Annotated in this window: 21 protein-coding genes; 8 read left to right on the top strand and 13 right to left on the bottom strand. The window is 65.1% G+C overall.

What is annotated here, in order from left to right; translation table 11 throughout:
- Positions 1-181 precede the first annotated feature (181 nt).
- A complete protein-coding gene (locus ASD14_RS04400; RefSeq protein WP_056129598.1) occupies positions 182-2,254 on the top strand; it encodes a M13 family metallopeptidase in 2,073 nt (690 codons plus the stop codon).
- Between the two features lie 44 nt (positions 2,255-2,298).
- Here ASD14_RS04400 and ASD14_RS04395 read toward each other — a convergent pair whose 3' ends face one another.
- Complete coding sequence (locus tag ASD14_RS04395; RefSeq protein WP_056129589.1) at positions 2,299-2,958, bottom strand: rhomboid family intramembrane serine protease; 660 nt, start codon at positions 2,956-2,958, stop codon at positions 2,299-2,301.
- Positions 2,959-3,042: 84 nt separating this feature from the next.
- Positions 3,043-3,483: an MGMT family protein gene (locus ASD14_RS04390; RefSeq protein ID WP_082538736.1), complete on the bottom strand. Its 441-nt coding sequence runs from the start codon at positions 3,481-3,483 to the stop codon at positions 3,043-3,045.
- A 70-nt stretch (positions 3,484-3,553) separates the two neighbouring features.
- On the opposite strand from ASD14_RS04390, the gene ASD14_RS04385 reads away from it, so the two are divergent.
- Positions 3,554-3,964 (top strand): hypothetical protein, encoded by a 411-nt coding sequence (locus ASD14_RS04385; RefSeq protein ID WP_056129587.1) that lies wholly within the window; start codon positions 3,554-3,556, stop codon positions 3,962-3,964.
- 73 nt (positions 3,965-4,037) lie between these two features.
- Here the strand turns inward: ASD14_RS04385 and ASD14_RS04380 are convergent, their stop codons facing one another.
- Together ASD14_RS04380 and ASD14_RS04375 are read right to left on the bottom strand one after the other, a co-directional pair.
- The gene (locus ASD14_RS04380) at positions 4,038-5,165 is read right to left on the bottom strand and encodes an inorganic phosphate transporter (protein ID WP_056129584.1); all 1,128 of its coding nucleotides are present in this window, start codon (positions 5,163-5,165) and stop codon (positions 4,038-4,040) included.
- A 26-nt stretch (positions 5,166-5,191) separates the two neighbouring features.
- Positions 5,192-5,818, bottom strand: a complete 627-nt coding sequence (locus ASD14_RS04375; protein WP_056129569.1) for a DUF47 family protein — start codon at positions 5,816-5,818, stop codon at positions 5,192-5,194.
- Between the two features lie 236 nt (positions 5,819-6,054).
- Between ASD14_RS04375 and ASD14_RS04370 the strand changes: the two genes are divergently transcribed.
- Both ASD14_RS04370 and ASD14_RS04365 read left to right on the top strand, forming a co-directional pair.
- On the top strand, positions 6,055-7,389 hold the full coding sequence (locus ASD14_RS04370) for a hemolysin family protein (protein ID WP_056129554.1): 1,335 nt from the start codon (positions 6,055-6,057) through the stop codon (positions 7,387-7,389).
- Complete coding sequence (locus tag ASD14_RS04365) at positions 7,373-8,011, top strand: exopolysaccharide biosynthesis protein (protein WP_056129550.1); 639 nt, start codon at positions 7,373-7,375, stop codon at positions 8,009-8,011. The genes ASD14_RS04370 and ASD14_RS04365 overlap by 17 nt, the downstream gene beginning before the upstream one ends.
- A 93-nt stretch (positions 8,012-8,104) precedes the next feature.
- Here ASD14_RS04365 and ASD14_RS04360 read toward each other — a convergent pair whose 3' ends face one another.
- The 3 genes from ASD14_RS04360 to ASD14_RS04350 all read right to left on the bottom strand — a co-directional run bounded on the left by ASD14_RS04360 (position 8,105) and on the right by ASD14_RS04350 (position 12,066).
- Positions 8,105-10,240: a GGDEF domain-containing phosphodiesterase gene (locus ASD14_RS04360; protein WP_056129542.1), complete on the bottom strand. Its 2,136-nt coding sequence runs from the start codon at positions 10,238-10,240 to the stop codon at positions 8,105-8,107.
- Positions 10,241-10,280: 40 nt separating this feature from the next.
- Positions 10,281-11,171, bottom strand: coding sequence for a phosphate/phosphite/phosphonate ABC transporter substrate-binding protein (locus ASD14_RS04355; RefSeq protein ID WP_235565351.1), 891 nt, complete (start codon positions 11,169-11,171; stop codon positions 10,281-10,283).
- 139 nt (positions 11,172-11,310) lie between these two features.
- Complete coding sequence (locus ASD14_RS04350; protein ID WP_056132079.1) at positions 11,311-12,066, bottom strand: RNA methyltransferase; 756 nt, start codon at positions 12,064-12,066, stop codon at positions 11,311-11,313.
- A gap of 157 nt (positions 12,067-12,223) precedes the next feature.
- Here ASD14_RS04350 and ASD14_RS04345 point away from each other — a divergent pair, with 157 nt between their 5' ends.
- Positions 12,224-13,042 carry an inositol monophosphatase family protein gene (locus tag ASD14_RS04345; protein ID WP_056129539.1) on the top strand — a complete coding sequence of 273 codons (819 nt, stop codon included), beginning with the start codon at positions 12,224-12,226 and terminating at the stop codon, positions 13,040-13,042.
- Between the two features lie 19 nt (positions 13,043-13,061).
- On the top strand, positions 13,062-13,256 hold the full coding sequence (locus ASD14_RS15930) for a hypothetical protein (RefSeq protein WP_157475067.1): 195 nt from the start codon (positions 13,062-13,064) through the stop codon (positions 13,254-13,256).
- A 57-nt stretch (positions 13,257-13,313) separates the two neighbouring features.
- Here ASD14_RS15930 and secF read toward each other — a convergent pair whose 3' ends face one another.
- The 6 genes from secF to ASD14_RS04315 all read right to left on the bottom strand — a co-directional run bounded on the left by secF (position 13,314) and on the right by ASD14_RS04315 (position 19,455).
- Positions 13,314-14,270: a protein translocase subunit SecF gene (gene secF / locus ASD14_RS04340; protein WP_056129538.1), complete on the bottom strand. Its 957-nt coding sequence runs from the start codon at positions 14,268-14,270 to the stop codon at positions 13,314-13,316.
- A 13-nt stretch (positions 14,271-14,283) separates the two neighbouring features.
- Entirely contained in the window at positions 14,284-16,152 is a 1,869-nt protein-coding gene (gene secD / locus ASD14_RS04335) for a protein translocase subunit SecD (protein WP_056129536.1), read from the bottom strand.
- Between the two features lie 57 nt (positions 16,153-16,209).
- Entirely contained in the window at positions 16,210-16,548 is a 339-nt protein-coding gene (gene yajC / locus ASD14_RS04330; RefSeq protein ID WP_056129530.1) for a preprotein translocase subunit YajC, read from the bottom strand.
- Between the two features lie 62 nt (positions 16,549-16,610).
- Positions 16,611-17,753: a tRNA guanosine(34) transglycosylase Tgt gene (tgt, locus tag ASD14_RS04325; RefSeq protein ID WP_056129527.1), complete on the bottom strand. Its 1,143-nt coding sequence runs from the start codon at positions 17,751-17,753 to the stop codon at positions 16,611-16,613.
- Between the two features lie 147 nt (positions 17,754-17,900).
- The gene (gene queA, locus ASD14_RS04320) at positions 17,901-18,959 is read right to left on the bottom strand and encodes a tRNA preQ1(34) S-adenosylmethionine ribosyltransferase-isomerase QueA (RefSeq protein ID WP_056129525.1); all 1,059 of its coding nucleotides are present in this window, start codon (positions 18,957-18,959) and stop codon (positions 17,901-17,903) included.
- Between the two features lie 64 nt (positions 18,960-19,023).
- The gene (locus ASD14_RS04315; RefSeq protein ID WP_056129522.1) at positions 19,024-19,455 is read right to left on the bottom strand and encodes an Lrp/AsnC family transcriptional regulator; all 432 of its coding nucleotides are present in this window, start codon (positions 19,453-19,455) and stop codon (positions 19,024-19,026) included.
- A 122-nt stretch (positions 19,456-19,577) separates the two neighbouring features.
- Here ASD14_RS04315 and ASD14_RS04310 point away from each other — a divergent pair, with 122 nt between their 5' ends.
- Entirely contained in the window at positions 19,578-21,074 is a 1,497-nt protein-coding gene (locus ASD14_RS04310) for an aminotransferase class III-fold pyridoxal phosphate-dependent enzyme (protein WP_056129519.1), read from the top strand.
- Between the two features lie 187 nt (positions 21,075-21,261).
- The gene (upp, locus tag ASD14_RS04305) at positions 21,262-21,894 is read left to right on the top strand and encodes a uracil phosphoribosyltransferase (RefSeq protein ID WP_056129510.1); all 633 of its coding nucleotides are present in this window, start codon (positions 21,262-21,264) and stop codon (positions 21,892-21,894) included.
- Positions 21,895-21,913 lie beyond the last annotated feature (19 nt).

The raw sequence follows: 21,913 nt of genomic DNA, 5'->3' as shown, positions 1-21,913 counted from the left end.
CCGGCATGACAGCAGGAAATTGGCCGCCGGTTTCCGGCGGCTGACCCGAAGGCCCGGCACCTCGTCGTCCGGGCCTTCTTTTTTGCGACGCTCCCGCTCGCTGCACTGTCATTCGCGTGCTGCTCATGGCGTTCGCACGGCCCTTGCTACACTCGGCCGCCTCCCGAAACCGGAACCTGCGATGCCCTATCCCAGACCGCTTGCCTGCGCACTGCTTGTTGCCCTGATCGCGAGTGCCGCCGCGCCCACCACCGACGCGGCGAAGAAGAAGGCCACGAAGGCCAAGGCACCCGCTGCCGCGACTGTTACCGCGTGCACGGACTTCTATACCTACGCCAACAATGCGTGGTTGAAGTCGAACACATTGTTGCCTGGCGTGCCTTCGCTCTCGGCGATGGAACAACTGGGCGATCGCGCACGACAGCAGCAGATCGACCTGCTCAACGCCGCGATGACGGCACCGCAGGGCAATGTGCAGAAGCTGCTCGGCGACTTCTGGGCAAGTGGACTCGACGAAAGCGCAGTCGAGCGCGATGGCGCCAATCCGGTCGCCCCGCTGTTGGGCCGTATCGACGCGATCAGGAAAGCGAAGGACATTCCCGCTTCGATCGCGGCGCTGCACCAGGTCGGGATACCCGTCGCCTTCAACTTCGGTGCGGACATCGACCTCAACGATCTGAGCCGACATATCGGCTACTTCAGCCAGGGCGGACTGGGCCTGCCGGATCCGGCGTACTACACGCGCATGGATGCCGAAACGCGCAAGCTGCTTGGCCTGTACAACGGTTACGTGCAGAAGATCCTCGTGCTCACCGGTACGCCGGCGAACAAGGCCGCGGCCGAAGCGCAGCAGGTGATCGATCTCGAAACGCGCATCGCGCAGCTGAGCAAGCCCCTGTTGGACCTCCGCAATCCGCGCGCGAACTACGCACCGGTTTCGGTGGCCACGCTAGCGAAGGCGTATCCGAAGCTGCAGCTTGCCGAATTCCTCAAGGCGCAAGGCGTCAGCGACGATTCGGTGTCGATCGCCAATCCGCAGTTATTCGCGCAGCTCGACAAGCTCGTCGGCTCGCTCAAGCCAGCGCAGTGGAAGACGTACCTGCGCTGGCGCGTGGGCGATGCGATGGCGCCGTACATGGCCAAGCCCTGGCGTGATGCGAGCTTCGATTTCCATGGCCGCGTATTGGCGGGACAGACCGCGCAGCCTTCGCGTCAGCAGGTGGTGCTCGATGCGATCAATCTCGCGGCAGGACCGATGCTCGGCCGTGAATACGTCGGTCGCTACCTGCCGTCGGGCACCCGCACGCGTGCGGAAGAGATCGCCGTCAACGTGCGCAAGGCGCTGGAGAACGCGATCGCCACGGATATACGATTTGGCGCGCAGCCGAAGGCCGAGGCCCAAGCCAAGCTGGCTGCGCTGAAAATCGAAGTCGGCGCGCCGCGTCGCGATCTCGATTACACCGTGCAGCCGATGGGGCGCGGCAGTTTCGGCAGCAACATGCTGATCGCTTCGACATGGCAGCACCGCGAGGAAATGAAACGTATCGGCCGCGGCAACGCCGACCGCCGCTGGGACGTGCTGCCGCAGACGCCCGCCCTCGCCTACGACATCGCGCAGAACCGGCTGATCGTTACGGCCGCCGTGCTGCAGGCTCCCGCGCTCGATCTCGGCACCGACATCGCGGCCCAGTACGGCGCATACGGTTCGCTGGTCGGGCGCGAGCTGAGCCATGCCATCGGCAACCGCGGCCGCCTGGTCGATGCGAAGGGCGAACTGCGCGACTGGTGGACTCCCACCGAAACTGCTGCATGGACTGAGGTCGGCAACCGCATCGCTTCGCAATACAGCGGCTATTCGGTTCCCGTCGCCGAAATCAAGGTCAACGGCAACCAGGTGCGCGACGTGGCGCTCGCCGACCAGGCGGGTGTCGAACTCGCGTGGAGCGCCTTCAACATGACGCAGCCCGCGGCCAGCAAGGAGGCGCACCAGGCATTCTTCACCGGCTGGGCACGGTTGTGGCCGCAGCAGCTGACCCGCGAAGCCGCCGTCCAGCGCGCGTCCACGAGCGTGTATGCACCAGGGCAGTGGCGGGTGAATGGTCCCGTGTACAACCTGCCTGCGTTCGGCGATGCGTTCGGATGCAAGGCGGGTACCGCGATGCAGGCGAAAGCGGACCAGCGCGTCCTGCTATGGCCCGCAGCGCTGCCGGCGCCACCGCCGGCACCTGTGAAGAGCACGAAAAAGAAAAAGTGAGAACAAAAACGGCGCGGAATCCCGCGCCGTTTTTCATCGCCGCGTCAGCGTACGACGCGCATTCGCGGATTGCGTGGGCGATTGCGGCCGAATGGCGGCTTTCCGCTCCAGTAACGGATCAGCAGCCAGCCGAACAGCATGCCGCCCAGGTGCGCGAAGTGCGCCACGCCCGGCTGCCAGCCGTTGAGTCCGAACAGCAGTTCGGCGACGGCGTAAAGAATCACCAGCGTGCGCGCCTTCATCGGAATCGGCGGGAACAGCAGCATCACGCGCTGGTTGGGGAACAGCAGCCCATAAGCCAGCAGCAGACCGAAGATGCCACCGGACGCACCCAGTGTCGGATACGCCTCGCCACCTTGCGAAAGTGTCCACCAGCCCACGGCCAGCTGGCACAACGCGGCCCCGGCGACACACACGAGATAGAAGATAAGGAAGCGGCGCGGCCCCCAGACGTATTCGACCTGCGAGCCGAACATCGCCAGCGTGAGCATGTTGAACGCCAGGTGCATGAAGCTGCCATGCAGGAACCCATACGTCAGGATCTGCCACGGCAGGAAGCCCTGCGAAAACAGGTTGCCGTCGATACCGGGAGGCCACAGCACGAACGCAGCGAACCGGTCGTTGCCCAGAAGCCATTGCAGCAGGAACATCAACCCGTTGGCTATCAACAGGGCCTTCGTGACAGGGGGAAGTCGGGAGAACATCGGAGCACCTCGGGGGATGCCACATGGTAGCGGCATTGCCGGACGGTTCGATGGGGACGGCTCGAGCGGCCCACGTGGCCGGATTCAGCGCGCGCGCGCAGTCTTCTTTTTTGGCGATTTGACAGCACGCGTGGCGGCGACGCGTTTGGCCGAAGGCGGCGCACCCCATAACTCGGCATCCAGAGCCTCCTCCGGCGTTGCCGCGGCACGCTGACCCCGCACGCGCCCGTTTTCGACAATGACACCCTCGCCCCGAAGGCGCGCGCTCTGCTCGCGCCAGCCTTCTGATCCCTCAGGGAACGCGATGCGTCCATCCGATCGCAGCACGCGATGCCACGGCAGCTTGCGATCCTCGTTCTGGCTGAGCAGCCGCGCGACCAGACGTGCACGTCCAGGCAAGCCTGCGCGGCGGGCTACTTCCCCATAACCCGCTACCTGTCCCTTCGGGATGGCACGGATGGCGTCCAGGATGCGCTGGTCGGGATCCGGCCGGTTCGGATCGGGCTTGGTCGCGTCCTTCGTCATCGCGGTAGCATAGCTGGAGCCATTCCGTCGCCGGGAACATCCGGCCGCAGTCATTGCAAGGAGCTAGCCGGTGCGCAACTTCGAATCCATCCGCCGCCACATCAAGACCGCTGGTTACAGCACGACCGTGCACGAAGAGGACGTGATCTGCATCGAGTTGTCGCTTGAGAAGGGCATGCGCCACCAGTCGATCTTCCTTGCCGAACTGGATGATGACGACGGCCGTCCCTACCTGCGTGTGAGCACGGCGATCGCCCCGACCACGGGCATGGATCCAAAGCGCGCGCTCGCCTTCAACTGGCAGAGCGTGGTCGGCTACCTGGCCATTGGCGACCTCGATGGCGTGCCCTATCTGCAACTGATCGAGAACCGCCCCTACGAAGGCCTCGAGGCGGCCGAGATCGACCGCCTGGTGCTTGAAATCGGCGGCCTGGGCGACCGGATGGAGAAGATGATGTCCGCCGGTGGCGACCTGCTCTGAGCGCCCGCACATCGCTGCAAAGAAAAGGCCCGCATCTGCGGGCCTTTTTTTTCGTGCCTGGCGGGCAAACCGGTCACGCCCAGCCCATCGCATGGAACAGCTTGAAGAAGGCATAGGCAAACACGCCGGCCGCGGGGATCGTCAGGATCCACGCCCAGATCATCTTCTCGACGACGGTCCACTTGATCGAATTGAAGCGCTTGGCGGTGCCCACGCCCATGATCGCCGCGGAGATGTTGTGCGTGGTCGACACCGGAATGCCGAGCGACGATGCCAGCAGGATCACGGATGCCGCGCTGGTTTCCGCCGCGAAACCGTGGATGGGATGCAGCTTCACCAGCTTGTGCCCCAGCGTCTTGATGATGCGCCAGCCGCCGGCTGCGGTGCCCGCCGCCATCACCAGTGCGCACGACACCTTGATCCATGTGTCGATGTCACTGCTGGTGATCGCGCCCGGCGACGGATGCAGGAACGCCAACCACGACGGAAGCTGGTTGAGCGAACCATCGGCCTGCGCGGCCACCAGCGTCAGCGCGATGATGCCCATGGTCTTCTGCGCATCGTTGGAGCCATGCGCGAAGCCCATCGCACCGGCGCTGACGATCTGTGCCTTGCCGAAGAAACCGTTGACCCAACGCGGGCGCGCGGCACGGCGCAACGCGCCGCCACTGGCGGCCATGCCCGAGATGATCGCGAAGATGATGCCCATCACCAGGAAGCCGGTAACGAAGCCCAGTAGTGGCGAGGTGATCATCGGCACGACCACCTTCCACAGCACGCCGGCGCTTTTCCACACCGGTTCCTTCGCCTGCGCCCAGATGATCGCGTGGAAATTGTTTGCCGCCGCCGCGAGCGCCGCGCCGCACAGGCCCCCGATCAGCGCGTGCGAGGAGGACGACGGCAGGCCGAGCGCCCAGGTAATCAGGTTCCAGACGATCGCGCCGAGCAGCGCGCACAGGATCAGCTGCGAACTGACGTCGACCACGCCCGCATCGATGATGCCCGAGGCCACGGTCTTGGCGACTGCCGTGCCCCACAGCGCGCCGAACAGGTTCATGCCGGCCGCGAGGCCCACCGCCTGCATCGGCGAAAGCACCTTGGTGGCCACGACCGTGGCGATGGAATTGGCGGTGTCGTGGAAGCCGTTGATGTATTCGAACACCAACGCCGCGATCACCACGACGAGAACCAGGGTCAGCATGACCGCATCTCCTTCGGTGGCGTCGCTTACGAGTTCTTCAGCACGATTTCGTAAGCGACCACGCCGGCCTCGCGGCAACGGTCGATGGCCTTTTCGAGGATTTCGAAGAATTCCTTGAGCAGGAACATCTGCAGGTGGTCGAGCTTGCCCGAGTAGATGTCGCGGTACAGCTCGAGCATGAGGCGGTCGGCTTCCATCTCGATCGAACGAAGACGGTCGTTGAGCGTCTTCATGTTCTCGATCTTCATGTGGCGCAGTTCGTGCACCATCTCGACCACGACTGCGGCCGCCTGCTCCAGCATCGCCGCTCGCGGCGCGAAGTCGATCCCTTCCAGGTGCTGCAATGCCAGCGAGTAGCGATCGGCAAACTTCTCGACCTGCTTGGGAATCTTGTACAAAGCCGAACTCAGCGCTTCGATGTCTTCGCGTTCGATCGGCGTGATGAAGCTGTTGACCAGCTCCTGGCTGATCTTTTCCGAGGCTTCGCGCTCCCGCTGGCGCGCCAGCTTGAAGGCATCCAGCGACGGCGAGCGCTGCGGCTCCCTGAGCATCCCGTGCAGCGCCTTCGTGCTGTCGTGCGCCGCATTCGCCGCTGCTTCGAGCAGCGTATAGAACTGCATGCCTTGGCCGAAAATGGTTTGCAGGGAGAACATGCGGTGCCTCGTCGGTCTGGCAACAGGGGAAAGGGGCCGTCTGGCGGCGGCGCGAATTATGACGGCTTCGTGACCTTTCGCCCAATCCTGCGGATCGACAGGCCCATTTTCGCCGCCTGCTAAGATGCCCCGGCACCCCCACTCGCCCCCCGCATGGACGACGACCCAAAACCCTCGCCGGTACTTCGTAACGTCCGCGAAACGCGCCATCCAGCCTCTGCAGGGAACCGTCCGGCATGCTGGAACTAGCGATCGTCCTGCTCCTGATCGTCCTCAACGGCTTCTTCGCCCTGTCGGAGATGGCCCTGATGACGTCGCGCAAGCTGCGGCTCCGACAGATGGCCGAGACCAGCCGCGGCGCGCGCAAGGCGCTGGTGCTGGCCGAGCACCCGGACCGGCTGCTCTCCACCGTCCAGGTCGGCATCACGCTGATCAGCGTGCTGACCGGCGTGTTCGGCGGCGAATCGATAGGCCAGCTGATCGCCGCCGGGCTGCAGGATCTGGTGCCGGCCGCTCGCGAATACGCCCGGCCGATTGGTGTCGGCACGGCCGTGGGCCTGATCACCGCGGCATCGGTGATATTCGGCGAACTCATTCCCAAGCGGCTGGCGCTGACCAATCCCGAGCGGCTGGCCTGCTTCGTCGCGATTCCGCTCGACGCGCTGTCGCGTGCGGCGCGGCCCATCGTTGCCGTGCTCGGCATCATCAACCGCAACGTGCTGCGCCTGCTCGGCATCAAGGACGACGCCCGCAACGCCATCAGCGAAGAAGAGATCCGACTGCTCGTCACCGAAAGCCACGAGCAGGGCGTCATCGATGCCGACGAACGCAAGATGATGAACCGCGTGCTCAGCCTTGGCGATCGCACCGCGGAAAGCCTGATGACGCCTCGCATGCGCATCGCCTGGCTCGATGCCGCCGGCAGCGTCGAGGAAAATCTGGCCACCATGCGCGAGCACGCGTATTCGCGCTACCCGGTCTATCGCGGCAGCGACAACGACGTGCTCGGCATCCTCGAAGTGAAGACACTGCTGGACAACCTCGGCCAGCCCGACCCGGAACTCTTTGGCGAGCTGCGCGAGCCCCTGTTCGTTTCCGAATCCACCCACGCGCTAAAGCTGCTCGAGATCTTCCGCGAAGAACAGCAGTCGATCGCGCTGGTGGTCGACGAATACGGCGACGTCAGCGGCCTGGTGACGGTGAACGACCTGATGGGCGCGGTGATCGGCCGCATCCACGGTGCGAGCCCATCCGGTGAAGACGATTCGCACGAGCCACCGGTGGTCGAGCGTGGTGATGGTTCGTGGTTCCTCGACGGCGCCTTGCCGCTGGAAGACCTGCGCGAGCTCATCGGTGGTGGCAGCCTGCCGGGCGAGGAAGAGCATGACTTCCACACCGCGGCCGGCATGGTCATCGCCCATTTCGGCCGCATTCCGCACGTTGGCGAGAACTTCGCCTGGGATCGCTGGCGGATAGAAGTAGTCGATCTCGATGGACCGCGCATCGACAAGCTGCTGTTGCAGCGGGAAACACGCGACGAGGACGGCGAAGACGATGACACCACCGGCTGAGCGCGACAGTTCGCAGGCGACGCACGAGGCCGGTACGCGCGCGCTGCTCGACCGTTTCGCGACCGGGGACCCGGCCGAAGTCATCCGGCTCGACGACGTGCTGGCCGGGCTGGAAGAACGCGCGTTCGGGATGTTGCTGCTGCTTTCAATCCCCACCGCCTTCATTCCGGGCATCGCCGGCGTGATCAGCGGGCCGCTGGTGATCCTCGTCGGCGTGCAGCTCACGTTCGGCCGTAACGAACCCTGGCTGCCTGGTTTCCTCGGCCGGCGCGGCCCGCACCGGCAGGCGATGGCCAAGTTCCGCGATCGGCTCGGCCCATGGCTGACGAAGCTGGAGCGCCTCGTGAAGCCACGCGCGCACGTGCTGCTCGACCATCCCGTGGCGAGCGCTTTCACGGGCGTGAATCTGGTGTTGCTGGGACTGCTGCTGTCGCTGCCGATTCCCTTCACCAACATCCTGTTCGCCGTGTTGCTGCTGGTATTCGCGCTGGCGCTGCTGGAACGCGATGGCCGCCTGCTGACGGTGGCATGGACCTCGAGCGTCGTGGCGATCGCGGTGTTCGGCGTGCTCTCCGGAAGTCTCGCGAGCGCAGCGACGCGCTGGCTCGACGTGCTCTTCTAGCAGCCGCTCCGCGGCATGCGCCACGCGTGCGTGGCAAGGCACGCCGGTGATCGGGTTTCGCGCCCGCACGCTATGCGAAGCGCGGACACCGGCTCAGCGCAACAGCTTGTCGAACTCGGAAACCGGCATCGGGTGACCCAGCAGATAACCCTGCGCAAGATCGCAATCGCGATCGCGCAATAGCTGGTATTGGCCTTCGCGCTCGACGCCTTCGGCGACCACGATGATCCCCAGCGAATGCGCCATCGCGATGATCGCTGTGGTCAGGGCGAGATCGTCGGGATCGCGCAGGATGTCGGCGACGAAGCTGCGATCGATCTTCACGCCGTCGACAGGCACGCGGCGGAGGTGGCTCAGTCCCGAGAAGCCGGTGCCGAAATCATCCAGCCAGACCTGCACACCTGTCGTGCGCAGTTGCGAGAGCATCGCGCTGGCGAGCGCCTCGTCGCCGAGCACGGCCGTTTCGGTGAGTTCGAGATGCAGCTGGCGTGGATGGAGGCCGGTATCGCGCAACACGCTCGCGACCAGCTGCGGGAGATCGCCGCTACGCAACTGGCGCGGCGACAGGTTCACCGACACGAACAGCGGGTCGCGACCGCCACGATGTTTTTCCCAGCCGACCGCGTCCTCGCAGGCCGCGCGCAACACCTGCGGTCCCAGCACTTCGATCAGCCCGCTCTGCTCGGCCACGTCGATGAAGACCGAAGGCGCGATCGTGCCGTGTTCCGGATGCCGCCAGCGCAACAGCGCCTCGGCGCCAACCAGTGCGTTGTCGGAAACACGGAACACCGGCTGGTAAGCCAGGCTGAGTTCGCCACGGTCCCACGCGCCGCGCAGTTCGTGTTCGAGGTGCACGCGGCGTTCGACCGCCTGGTCCATTGCGCGACTGTAGAAGCGGTAGCAGTTCTTGCCCGCGACCTTCGCCTGGTACATCGCGATGTCGCCGTTCTTCATCAGCGAGTTCGCGCCGGAAGCATCTTCCGGGAACAGCGTGATGCCGATCGACGTTCCGAGAAATACCTGCCGGTCGTGCACGGTGATCGGCTGGCCAAGTTCGGCGACGAGCGCCTCGGCCAGCCGGCTTGCGACGTGGCGTGCATCGTGTCCGGCCTGCGTATCCGGTTCGACCAGGATGACGAACTCGTCGCCGCCAAAACGCGCCAGCGCCGCATCCGGGCCGCCAATGCGCTTGACCGCGTCGCGGATGCGCTGCGCGAACTGCAGCAGCACTTCATCACCGGCGTCGTGCCCCAGCGTGTCGTTGACGCGCTTGAAGTCGTCGATATCGGCGAACAGCAGCGCGAGCTGCCGGCCGGCGCCATGCATCTGCAGCAGGCGCTGGTCGAGCGTTTCGCGGAACGCCAGGCGATTGGCGAGGCTGGTGAGCGCATCGGTGTAGGCCATGCGCCGGATTTCGCGATCGTGCCGCGCGACCGAAGTGTTCATGCGGTTGAACGCGCGCAGCAGGTCGCCGACTTCGTCGTTGCGCGTGCTGACCGGCGCACGAGCGGTTTCGAAGTGACCCATTTCGATGGAGTGCGCAGCATCCGCCAGTTGCCGGATGGGGCGCACGAGGAAGCGCTGGATCAGCCACAGCATCAGCACGCCCAGGCCGAGCAGTCCGGCGCTCAACAGCGCGACCCAAAGCAACTGCCGGCGGCCGAGTTCATCCAGGCGCGTGCGCAGGTCGCTGACCGCGGCGTCCTGGTCATTGCGCAACCCGCGCAGGTCGAAACCAACGCGCACGCCGCCTATGCGTTCGTTGCCGATCATGATCGGGGCGGCGACATCCATCAGGTCTTCGCCGAACTGCGTGAGCAGCTGCGGGGTGGCGATCGCCTGCCCGGCCATCGCGTCATCCATGCGCTTGCCGTAACTCGGGATCTCCTCGCTGCCGTCATGGACGATATTGCCCTCCGTGTCGTAGACCAGCACGTAGCGGATGCCCGGCTGGTTGAGGGTGGCGCGACCGAGCACGCCGATCGCATCGAGGTCGAAGTAGTAGAGCGGATTGGCCAGCGACTCCGAGAGCTGCGTGACCATGCCCTCGCCCTGCCGCCGCAAGGTGGCGTTGGCGATGCGCTCGATGCCTTCGCGGGTGACATTCTCCACTTCGGACTGCATGCGGCCCTGCCGGCTCCACAGCAGCAGCATCAGCGCCAGCACTACCAGCAGCGCCACGGCCATCAATGCGACGAAGCGGGCCTGCAGCCCGTAACGAAAATTCATCCGCGACACACCATCTTCGCCTCAGCCATCGACGCCGGCCTCACTCCACTTCGCCGCGTACGCGCGCGACGCCCGCGGCGAAATCGTCGAGTGCGCGTTGCGAGGCGGCGTCCATCGGAAGGAACTGCGTCGTCTGGAAGAAGCCACGCAGGGCATCGCGGGCCTCGGGATCCTTGGCGGCATCGCAGAGGACCTGGCGCAGGCGCGCCTGCACCTTCGGGTCCATGTCGCTGCGCACCAGTTCCAGCGCGCGCGGCACGCTGGGAGTTTCGCCGATCACGCGCAGGTCCTTGCGGAACGCTGCCGGCACGCGGCGAGGGTTTTCCATGTCAAGGTTGCTCATCACGCCGACATCGACCAGGCGCTTGTGCACCCATGTGGCAATGTTGAGTTCCGAACGGGCGAAGACATACCCGACGACACTCGAATCGAGTTTGTCGGTCGGCGACAGCAGCAGTTCGAGTGAATTGCCGCGACGCAGGAGTTCGCCGGCCGGCAGGAAGTACGCGCTGGTGGACGTCGGGCGCTGGAACGCAACGCTGTGCCCGCGCAGGTCGGCCAGCGACCGGATCGCACTGTCCGCGCGCACGAAGAACACGGTGTGGTACTGGCTGGTGCCGTCGCGTTCGGTGAGCAGCAGCGGCTTCGCATTGGCACGCTGCTTCAGCATCATCCCGGTGCCCGCGGTTTCGGTGACCCAGTCGACGCGCCCCCGGCGCAGATAACTGGCCATCTGCTGTGCATCCTTTGCCATCAGGATGCGTCCTTCGCGGATGCCGACATCCTTCATCCGCGGCACGACGTAATCGAGCAGCGACTTCAGCTGTTCATAGTGCGCCTTGGGATCGTCGCTGATGCGTCCGAGCACCAGTACGCCCGGATCGCCGGCCTGGGCCGCGAACGGGAGAAGCAGCGCGAGCGCCAACGCCAAGGAGGCAATACGTCGCAGGTAGGCGGACAGGCAGGCGCGCAAGCAATGCAACCGGGAGCGAGACGACGGGGCAGCCTAAAGCAAAAAGACGGCACGCGGGGAGTCGGCGAATCCCCCGGATCGGCCTTCGGTCCGGGGGCTATGCGTCGCGCTCTCCGGCCAGCCGGGCCATGCGCTGCGCATCGGCGAGAACGCCACGGAGGATGCGTACTTCACGCGTGTCCGGCTGGGCACGCAGGAACAGGCGCCGGAGCTTGCGCATCGCGGATTCGGGCGCGCGCCCCTTGTGGAAATCGATTACGTCCAGCGTATCGGCGAGTTGCGAGAAAAAGCCTTCCATCTCGGCATGGGACGCCGGGGGTTCGCGCCTTTCGTCCTCGCCGGCGGAAGCAGGGCCAACGGCCAGCGCCGCCATCCGGAGCTCGTAACTCAAGACCTGCACGGCCATCGCCAGGTTGAGCGAGCTGTAGTCGGGATTGGCCTGGATATGCACCGCGACATGGCACAGCTCGTATTCGTCGTTGGTGAGACCGGTGCGCTCGCGGCCGAAGACCAGCGCGATTTCACTACCACCCGCGGCTTCGGAGACGGCCCGGACACCGGCGGCGCGCGGCTCCAGTTCCTCCAGGGCGATGCGGCGGCTGCGGGCGGTGCAGCCCAGGACCAGGCGGCAGTCCGCGATGGCTTCGGCCAATGTTTCGTGGATGGAAGCGGCAGCCAGTACGTCGTCGGCTCCGGCGGCGAGCGCGTAGGACTCCGCATTCGGCGCCTTCTCGGGCGCCACCAGTACCAGCCGGGACAGTCCCATGGTTTTCATGGCCCTGGCCGCGGAGCCGATATTGCCGGGGTGCTGGGTACCCACCAGGACGATGCGGATGCGTTCCGCGGCGGCGATCGTGGTGGAATTGGCCTGCGCGGGGCCGCTGGATTGCTCGTTGATTCGGTCGGTACTCATGCGCGGCAATGGTAAACTCCGCGGCCCGGTCACCGAACCGGTCTGCTCTTTCGCACCCGCCAGCCCGTCCCCAGCCCGATCCGAGGCCCGTACCGCCATGCAGAAACCCGCCGTCACCCTCATGGTCAAGGCCGCCCGCGCCGCCGGCAACGTCCTGTTGCGCAACATGCACAAGCTCGACGCCCTGAACGTGGTGGAGAAGGACCGGCTGGATTACGCCAGCGAAGTCGACGAGCAGGCGGAAAAGGTCGTGATCAAGGAACTGCGCCGGGCCACGCCCGATTACGCGATCCTGGGCGAGGAAGGTGGCGCGCAGGGTTCGGGCCGCTTCACCTGGGTCATCGATCCGCTCGACGGGACCAGCAACTTCCTGCACGGCCTGCCGCACTTCTGCGTTTCCATCGCGCTGGTCGAGAACGGCGAGCCGATCCATGGCGTGATTTTCGATCCGCTTCGCAATGAACTGTTCACCGCCAGCCGCGGCAGCGGTGCCACGCTCAACGACAAGAAGATCCGCGTTTCCGAGCGCAAGGATCTCAATGGCGCGATGCTGGTCACCGGTTTTCCGCCGCGCGAGCGCAAGAACGTCAGCGCCCAGCTCAAGTGCATCGATGCGCTGCTGCAGGAAGCCGAGGACATCCGCCGCACGGGTTCGGCCGCGCTGGACCTGGCCTACGTTGCCAGCGGCCGCGCCGATGCGTACTTCGAATCCGGCGTGAAGCCGTGGGACATCGCCGCCGGCGTGCTGATGGTGCGCGAGGCCGGCGGCAAGGTCGTCGACTACCGTGGCCGCTCCACCGGGCCGATGGATACCCGCGGCCTGATGGGCCGGCCGCTGGTGGCCGGCAACCTGAAGATCTGCGACGCGCTGCAGAACAAGATCGTGGCGACGGGCTACGCGAACGCGCTGGATTAACGCACGGTCCTGTTCCTTCGTGCTGCTGCTTGTCCGCGCTGTTGCCTTGCTCGTCATTCCCGAGAAGGGCGGGCGTCTTCACGGAGGCACGTCGGTTCATCCAGCGGCTTTGCTCAGCGTGTTCCACGCTTCGAAGCAGGATAACCAGCAACAACGAAGTCACCGGATGACCGGCCTTCGGCTGGTGAAGCACCTCACGCTTTCGCGGGAATGACGGGCAAAAGTAAAGGCCGCGCAATGCGCGGCCTTTTTCGTTGCCTTGACGCTGACCTTACGGACGACGCGCCAGAGCCGCTTCGTCCCGTGCCTTCGGCATCAGGTCCTGCTTCGACACGCCCAGCCACATCAGCAGCGGGCAGGCGACGAAGATCGAGGACAACGTACCGATCACGATACCGATGATCTGCGACTCCGCCATGCCGCGCAGCGACGCGCCGCCGTACAGGTACAGCGCCAGCACCGTCAGGAAGGCCACGAACGAGGTGATCACCGTACGCGACAGCGTCTGGTTGATCGATGCACTTAGCACTTCCGACGGCGATGCGCGCATCGAGCGGAAGTTCTCGCGCACGCGGTCGAACACCACGATGGTGTCGTTGACCGAATAGCCCATCACCGATAGCGCGCCCGCCAGCACGGTTAGGTCGAACTCGTGCCCACTCAGCGCGAACCAGCCCACCACGATCACCACGTCGTGCAGCGTGGTGACGATCGCGGCAACCGCGAATTTCCACTCGAAGCGGAACGAGATGTAGATCAGGAAGCCGAGGACCACGAACACCAGGGCGAGGATGCCCTTGTCGCGCAGCTCCTTGCCCACCTGCGCACTGATTTCCGCGCTGCTGCGCACTTCCGCCGGGTTGTCGGCGGTGGACGCAGCAGCCTGCACGTCGTGCGCCACGCTCGTCGCCTGGCTGGCTCCGGCATTGGCGCCTTCCTTCTTCTGCAGGCGCACCAGCAGGTCGGTGCCGGTGCCGAAGCTCTGCACCTGCGCGTTTTCGTAACCGGCGGTTGCCAGACGCGAACGCACTGCCTCTACGTCGACAGGCTTGGTGAAGCGCAGCTCGACGCCGACGCCGCCGGTGAAGTCGAGCGCGAAGTTGAAGCCGTTGATGGCCATCGCGCCGATCGCCGCGAACATCAGGAGCGTCGCGATGACGAGCGACACCATGCGCACTCGCATGAAGTCGATCTTGCTGTCGTACGGGAACACATTGAAAGGTTTCATGGAAGCGGGTTCCTCAAATCCAGATCGACTTCAGCCTGCGGCGACCACCGTAGATCAGCGTGGCGATAGCGCGCGAGACCGACACGGCCGTATAGGCCGACGTGGCGATACCCAGCATCGTGGTGATGCCGAAACCGCGCAGCGGGCCCGACCCGAACGCCGCCATCGCCAGGCCGACCAGGAACGCGGTGATGTTCGCGTCGAGAATGGTGCCCGACGCACGGTCGTAACCGGTGGCGATCGCCGTCTGCGGCGGCAGCCCCAGGCGCAGCTCCTCGCGGATGCGCTCGTTGATCAGCACGTTCGCGTCGACGGACATGCCTACGGTCAATGCGATACCTGCCAGGCCGGGCAACGACATCGTTGCGCCGAAGAACGACATCAGCGCGAACACCATCACCAGGTTGAGCAGCAGCGCGATGCAGGTGACGACGCCGAACATGCGGTAATAGATGAGGAAGAACACCAGTGCGAAGCCGAACGAGTACATCACCGCGGTCAGGCCGCGCTCGACGTTCTCCTTGCCCAGGCTCGGGCCGATGATGCGTTCCTCGACGAAGTCCATCGGCGCGGCGAGCGAGCCCGACTTCAGCAGCTTCGACAGCTCTGCCGCTTCCTGGCTGCTGAGGCCAGTGGTCTGGAACTGGTTGCTGAAGACGCCAGAGATGTTCGCGACCGAAACCACTTCTTCATTGACGCGGGTGCTGCGCACTTCCTGTCCGTTGACGATCTTCACTTCCGGCAGGCGCTCGATGTACACCACGGCCATCGGCTTGCCGACGTTTTCGCTGGTGAACTCGAACATGCGCTGGCCGCCGGCGCTGTTGAGGCGCACCGACACGACCGGCGAACCGCTCTGCTGATCGAAGCCGGTGGTTGCGCCGATGAGCTGGTCGCCCGAGGCGATCACGCGCTTGTTGAGCAGGATCGGGATGGGTTTCCCATCCGGACCGCGCTCGCGCCGGTAATAGACGCGGGCTTCCGGCGGGATGTTGCCGGTTTCCACGGCTTCGATCGGATTGCCGTCGACGACGGCGCGGTATTCCAGCGTCGCGGTCGCGCCGATCATGCGCTTGGCCTGCGCGGTGTCCTGCACGCCCGGCAGCTCGACGACGATGCGGTCGTTGCCCTGGCGCTGGATCACCGGTTCGGCGACGCCCAGCGCGTTGACGCGATTGCGCAGCGTGGAGACGTTCTGCTCGATCGCGTCCGCCGCGTACTGCTGCAACTCGTTCGGCTGCACCCGCAGCACGATCTGGTTGCCCTGCGGCTGCTGCACCAGCGTCGGCTGGTTCTTGGTGATCAGGCCCGCGGCGGCGGAAGCCGCATTGGGGTCACGCAGCGTGGCGACGATGGTGTTGTCGGGACGGCGATCCACCGAGACATACGCAATGCGGTTGTCGCGCAACAGCACGCGCAGGTCTTCGGTCGTGGCTTCGAGCCGTTTTTCGAGCGCGGCCTTCTGGTCCACCTGCATCAGGAAGTGCACGCCGCCCTGCAGGTCGAGACCCAGCGACATCGGGCGCGCGCCCAGCTTCTCCAGCCAGTCCGGAACCGTGGAGGCGATGTTGAGCGCGACGATGTAGTCGCTGCCCAGCTGCGGACGCAACGCGTCGGCGGCCTTCACCTGCAGGTCCGCGCTGGCGAGGCGGACGAGCAGGTTGTTCTTCTTGGTGTCGAGTTCGATTTCCTTGGTCGCGACCCCGGCCGTCTTCAGGCCATCGGCCACGCGCTTGCGCAGCGCTTCGTCGACGGGAGCACCGCGGTTGGCGGTGACCTGCACCGACGGGTCCTGCGGAAACATGTTCGGCACCGCGTACACGGCGCTGAGCAGCAGGACGATCAGGAAAACAACGTATTTCCAGCGTGCGTAAGTCAGCATCGAAGAGATCCCGTGGCAGCTCCCCGGCCGCCATCATGTAAAGCGTGTGGCGGCGGCTTAGGCCGACTTCAAGGTGCCCTTGGGCAGGACATTGGCGATCGCGCCCTTCTGGATGCGCAGGCGCACGCCGTCGGCCACTTCGACCGTGATGAAGTTCTCGCCCATGTCGGTGACCACGCCCGCGATGCCGCCGTTGGTCAGCACTTCATCGCCCTTCGCCAGCTTCTCGAGCATGGAGCGGTGTTCCTTCTGCCGCTTCATCTGCGGGCGGATCATCAGGAAGTACATGATCGCGATCAGCGCGATCGGCATCAGCAGGCCGAAGCCGCCCATGCCTTGCGGCTGGGCCGCGGCCTGCGCGTAGGCGGGAGCGATCAGGAAGTCGAGCAGGTTCATTCTGGGTGTGTCCGGAAGCGAAATAACGGCGGATTATGCCACGCCCTGCCCCGCAACCCGGATTAGCCGAGCGGAGGAATGGGCAGGGAACGGGCGGCATAGAAGGACTCCCGGAACGCCGCGAAGGTTCCCGCCGTGATGGCCTCGCGCATTCCGGCCATCAGCCGCTGGTAGTGCCTCAGGTTGTGCAAAGTCCCCAGCACCGGCCCGAGCATCTCGTTGCAGCGGTCGAGGTGGCGCAGGTAACTGCGGCTGAAGCCGTTTCGGCACGTATAGCAGTCGCAGCCTTCCTCGATTACGCCGGTGTCGCGCTCGTACATCGCGTTGCGGATGCGGACCGCGCCGGTCGAAGTGAAGAAGTGGCCATTGCGAGCGTTGCGGGTCGGCATCACGCAATCGAACATGTCGACGCCGCGCGCCACCGCTTCGACGAGGTCCTCGGGCCGGCCGACGCCCATCAGGTAGCGCGGCTTATCGTCGGGAAGCTGCGGCGCGGTGTGATCGAGCATGTGGTTGCGCTCGGCTTCGGTCTCGCCCACTGCCAGTCCACCGATCGCGTAGCCGTCAAAACCAATCTCCTTCAGCCCGGTCGCCGAGCGCGTGCGCAGTTCATGGTGCACGCCGCCCTGGACGATGCCGAACAGGGCCGCGTCATTACCTTCGTGTGCGCGCTTGCTGCGCTCGGCCCAGCGCAGCGACAGCTCCATCGAACGGCGCACGAGTTCCTCGCGCACCGGTACGCCGTCGACGTGCACTGGAGGGCATTCGTCGAAGATCATCACGACGTCGGAGTCGAGCACCTTCTGGATGCGCATGCTCTCCTCCGGACTGAGGAAGACCTGCGAGCCATCGGTCGGCGCGGCGAATTTCACCCCCTCCTCGGTGATCTTGCGGCGATGCGCCAGCGAGAACACCTGGAAGCCGCCCGAGTCGGTGAGGATCGGCCCGTTCCAGCGCGCGAAGCCATGCAGCCCGCCATGGTCGGCGATCACGTCGAGACCCGGTCGCAGGAAGAGATGGAAGGTGTTGCCGAGGATGATCTCGGCACCGAGTTCGCGGACCTGTTCCGGCAACACGCCCTTCACCGAGCCATAGGTGCCGACGGGCATGAAGGCTGGGGTTTCAACCGTTCCGCGCGGAAAGGTGAGCCGGCCGCGACGAGCGGCGCCGTCGGTTTTCAGGAGTTGGAAGGACATCCGGCTCATTTGCAAAAAACGCCTTTGTTGTTGCTGCTGTTTCTGTTGTCGCTTTTGTTCGTCATTCCCGCGAAAGCGGGAATCCAGTGACTTTGCTGTTGTGCTTACCGTGCCAAGCGGTAGCGCAAGCAAAAACAAAGATGCGAGGTACCCACATCACGACTGCACCTCGGGAAACAACAACATCGCATCCCCATACGAAAAGAACCGATACCGCTCGCGGATCGCATGCTCATAGGCCGCAAACACCCGCTCCTTCCCCGCGAACGCCGATACCAGCATCAACAGCGTGCTTTCCGGCAAATGGAAGTTGGTGATCAGCGCATCCACCGAGCGGATGCGATAGCCCGGAAGAATGAACAATCGCGTCTCGCCCGAAAATGGCTGCAGCTCGCTTTCACCATCTTCATCCGTGCGCATGGCGCTTTCCAGCGCACGCACCACCGTCGTGCCGACCGCAATCACCCGACCGCCCGCGGCGCGAGTACGGCGGATCTGTTCGATCAGCCCGGCGCCGACATTGAGCCACTCGCTGTGCATCACATGCTGGCCGAGATCATCGACGCGCACCGGCTGGAACGTACCCGCACCCACGTGCAGCGTGACATGGCCGAACTGCACGCCCTTCGCCCGCAGGGTCTCCAGCAACGCGTCGTCGAAATGCAATCCCGCGGTCGGTGCAGCCACCGCGCCGACTTCGCGCGCGAACACGGTCTGGTAACGCTCGTCGTCATCCGTGCCGGGTTCGCGCTGGATGTACGGCGGCAACGGCAGGCGCCCCGCATGCAGCAGGAACTGTTCCAGCGATTCGGCCACGTGGAAACGCACCAGGTAGAACTCGCCTTCGCGGCCCAGCACTTCCGCCTCGCCGCCGGCGTCCAGGGCGATGCGCGCGCCTTCCTTCGGCGACTTGCTCACGCCGAGCTGCACGCGCGCATCGAAGCCGCCGAGCAGGCGCTCGATCAGGATTTCCACGCGGCCACCGGTCGCCTTGTGCCCGAACAGCCGCGCCGGAATCACCCGTGTGTCGTTGAACACGAGCAGGTCACCGGATCGCAGCAGCCCGGGCAGGTCGCGGAATACGCGATCCTCGAAATGCCCGTCGCCCGACACGCCGGGCGGCACCACCAGCAGACGGCTGGCCGAGCGCTCCGGCAATGGCGCCTGCGCAATGAGTTCGGGCGGCAGGTCGTAGTGGAAATCGGACTTCTTCAAGGCAGTGCTGGCGAAAAAAGAATCGGCAATTGTAAGAGTTTGCGGTTGCCCGCCCGACCACGACTCAGCGTTCGAACTTCGCCGACAGGATGATCGAGGAGGTCGTCCGTTCGACGCCGTCGATGGCGCCGATGCGATCGGTGAGCTCGTCCATCTCCGCGGCGGTCGGCACCACGCCCATCGCAACGAGGTCGAAGGGGCCACTGACCGAATGCAGCGCGCGCACCTCGGGCATTCCGCGCAGCGCGTCGACCACCGAGGCCATCTGCTTGGGCAGCACCGTGATCATGATGTGGGCGCGGATGTGGCCGCGCTCGGCCGCATCGTTGACGCGCACGGTGTAGCCACCGATCACGCCTTCGCGCTCGAGCCGCTCGATCCGGCTCTGCACGGTGGTGCGCGACAGCTTCAGCCGGCGCGCGATTTCCGCGGTCGAAGCGCGCGCGTTCTCGCGCAACACGGTCAGCAGTTGCTGGTCGGAGGCGGTGATCTTCATGAAGCGGCAACCCTGTGTCGGCAATTCGACGAAATTAAGCCATATTTCGTCCAAATCCGCACTACCGATCGACGAAATTATCGCGATAATAGTTCGCTCGGACCTTTGCCCAGGAGAAAACGATGGCCGCGACCGACAAGCTCATGCCCCTGCGCGCCCATGGCGGCAAGCGCCGCACCATCGGCCTGGACGACGCCGTCATCGCGAAGTTCGCCGCTTCGCACCCGGAGCTGGCTGAAGCCATCGATGTCGCCGCGGCCGAGTACGAAGCCGTGAAGAGCGAGTTCGCCGACCTGCTCGAGCTGGACGAAGACGCGCAGCTGCGCGCCGTGCAGGCGGGCTATGTCAACTTCTATGCCGACGACGGCGTGAACCCCTACGTCGCCCTCGCCGCCCGCGGCCCGTGGGTGGTCACGCTGAAGGGCGCCGTGCTGCACGACTCTGGCGGCTACGGGATGCTCGGCTTCGGCCACACGCCCAAGGCGGTGATCGAGGCGATGGCCAAGCCGCAGGCGATGGCCAACATCATGACGCCTTCGCTGTCGCAGCTCCGTTTCGAGAAGGCGATCCGCTCCGCCATCGGCGTCACGCGCGGTGGCTGTCCTTACGACAAGTTCCTGTGCCTGAACTCTGGTTCCGAATCCGTCTCGCTCGCTTCGCGCATCGCCGATGCGAACGCGAAGACGATGACCGATCCGGGCGCGCCTCACGCAGGACGCACGATCAAGCGCCTCGTCGTGAAGGGCAGCTTCCACGGCCGCACCGAACGTCCCGCGCTGTATTCGGATTCCTCGCGCAAGACGTACGTGCAGTACCTCGCCAGCTTCCGCGGCGAAGACACCGTGCTGACCGTCGAGCCCTACGACATCGAAGCACTGAAGAAGGCCTTCGCCGACGCTGATGCGAACGGCTGGTTCATCGAAGCGATGTTCCTCGAGCCAGTGATGGGTGAAGGCGACCCGGGCCGCAGCGTGCCGGTCGCGTTCTACAACGCCGCGCGCGAACTGACGAAGACGCACGGCTCACTGCTGCTCGTCGATTCGATCCAGGCCGGCCTGCGCGCGAATGGCGTGCTATCGATCATCGATTACCCCGGCTTCGAAGCCGTCGAGCCGCCGGACATGGAAACCTATTCCAAGGCGCTCAACGCAGGCCAGTACCCGCTCTCCGTGCTCGCCGTGAGCGGGCGCGCCGGCGAGATCTACCGGAAGGGCCTGTACGGCAACACCATGACCAGCAACCCGCGCGCGCTCGATGTCGCCGTTGCGGTGCTCAGCCAGGTCACGCCGGCGCTGCGCGAGAACATCCGCGCCAAGGGCAAGGAAGCCACGGAAAAGCTCGAAAAGCTGAAGTCGGAACTCGGCGGCATGATCACCAGGGTCCAGGGCACGGGCCTGCTGTTTTCGTGCGAACTGTCCAACGAGTTCAAGTGCTACGGCGCGAACTCGACCGAAGAGTGGCTGCGCGAGCACGGCATCGGCGTGATCCACGGCGGCGTCAATTCGTTGCGCTTCACCCCGACCTTCACCATCACCAGCGAGGAGATCGACCTGCTGGTCGGCATGGTCGCCCGCGCCCTGAAGGAAGGACCGCGCGCGCAGCAGGCAGCCGCTGCGTAACGAGACCATCGATCAAGAGCACGTCATTTCCCCCGATGACGCTCCAGAAGGCCGGTCCATCCGGCCTTTTGTTTGTCTGGACATCCGCAACCCGAAGCAGAGGCAGCTCAGCGAACTTCGCTCCATAAGGCGAAACAGCCAAGTCGACAGCGGTAAGCTCTGCGCACGTTTCCATCGGCATGCACGCATGAAAATCGTCGAAGTCCACCACCCGCTGGTGAAGCACAAGCTCGGCCTGATGCGCGTCGCCGGCATCAGCACCAAGGAATTCCGCGAGCTCGCTTCCGAAGTCGCCACCCTGCTGACCTACGAAGCCACCTCCGACCTGGAAACCGAGGAAGTGGTCATCGAAGGCTGGGCCGGCCCCGTTTCGACACAGCGGATCAAGGGGGCGAAGGTGACCTTGGTACCGATCCTGCGCGCCGGCCTCGGCATGCTGCCCGGCGTGCTCGAACTGATCCCCGCCGCGAAGGTCGGCGTCGTCGGCCTGCAGCGCGACGAACGCACGCTGCAGCCGACCGGCTACTACGAAAAGCTCACCGGCCGCATGGACGAACGCACCGCGCTCATCCTCGATCCGATGCTCGCCACGGGCGGCACGCTGATCGCGACGATCGACATGCTCAAGGCGGCAGGCTGCAAGCGCATCAAGGGACTCTTTCTCGTCGCCGCGCCCGAAGGCCTGCGTGCGCTCGAAACCAGGCATCCGGATGTCGAGGTGTATACCGCCGCGATCGACGCGCGCCTCAACGAAGTTGGTTACATCCTGCCGGGACTCGGCGACGCGGGCGACAAGATCTTCGGCACGCGGCACGAATAACCGCGACGGGGAATCGCAC

Source organism: Lysobacter sp. Root494 (assembly GCF_001427225.1).
Taxonomy (GTDB): domain Bacteria; phylum Pseudomonadota; class Gammaproteobacteria; order Xanthomonadales; family Xanthomonadaceae; genus Agrilutibacter.
The sequence above is the reverse complement of the archived record's forward strand: the minus strand, read 5'-3'. Positions and strand labels throughout refer to the sequence as shown.

Coding starts and splice junctions, on each gene's coding strand:
- ASD14_RS04360 (WP_056129542.1), bottom strand. CDS start 10,240: ATGAATTTTCGTTACGGGCTGCAGGCCCGCTTCGTCGCATTGATGGCC.
- upp (WP_056129510.1), top strand. CDS start 21,262: ATGAAAATCGTCGAAGTCCACCACCCGCTGGTGAAGCACAAGCTCGGC.
- ASD14_RS04310 (WP_056129519.1), top strand. CDS start 19,578: ATGGCCGCGACCGACAAGCTCATGCCCCTGCGCGCCCATGGCGGCAAG.
- yajC (WP_056129530.1), bottom strand. CDS start 16,548: ATGAACCTGCTCGACTTCCTGATCGCTCCCGCCTACGCGCAGGCCGCG.
- ASD14_RS04400 (WP_056129598.1), top strand. CDS start 182: ATGCCCTATCCCAGACCGCTTGCCTGCGCACTGCTTGTTGCCCTGATC.
- ASD14_RS04390 (WP_082538736.1), bottom strand. CDS start 3,483: ATGACGAAGGACGCGACCAAGCCCGATCCGAACCGGCCGGATCCCGAC.
- ASD14_RS04315 (WP_056129522.1), bottom strand. CDS start 19,455: ATGAAGATCACCGCCTCCGACCAGCAACTGCTGACCGTGTTGCGCGAG.
- ASD14_RS04395 (WP_056129589.1), bottom strand. CDS start 2,958: ATGTTCTCCCGACTTCCCCCTGTCACGAAGGCCCTGTTGATAGCCAAC.
- secF (WP_056129538.1), bottom strand. CDS start 14,270: ATGAAACCTTTCAATGTGTTCCCGTACGACAGCAAGATCGACTTCATG.
- ASD14_RS04365 (WP_056129550.1), top strand. CDS start 7,373: ATGACACCACCGGCTGAGCGCGACAGTTCGCAGGCGACGCACGAGGCC.
- ASD14_RS04375 (WP_056129569.1), bottom strand. CDS start 5,818: ATGTTCTCCCTGCAAACCATTTTCGGCCAAGGCATGCAGTTCTATACG.
- ASD14_RS04370 (WP_056129554.1), top strand. CDS start 6,055: ATGCTGGAACTAGCGATCGTCCTGCTCCTGATCGTCCTCAACGGCTTC.
- secD (WP_056129536.1), bottom strand. CDS start 16,152: ATGCTGACTTACGCACGCTGGAAATACGTTGTTTTCCTGATCGTCCTG.
- ASD14_RS04380 (WP_056129584.1), bottom strand. CDS start 5,165: ATGCTGACCCTGGTTCTCGTCGTGGTGATCGCGGCGTTGGTGTTCGAA.
- ASD14_RS04345 (WP_056129539.1), top strand. CDS start 12,224: ATGCAGAAACCCGCCGTCACCCTCATGGTCAAGGCCGCCCGCGCCGCC.
- tgt (WP_056129527.1), bottom strand. CDS start 17,753: ATGAGCCGGATGTCCTTCCAACTCCTGAAAACCGACGGCGCCGCTCGT.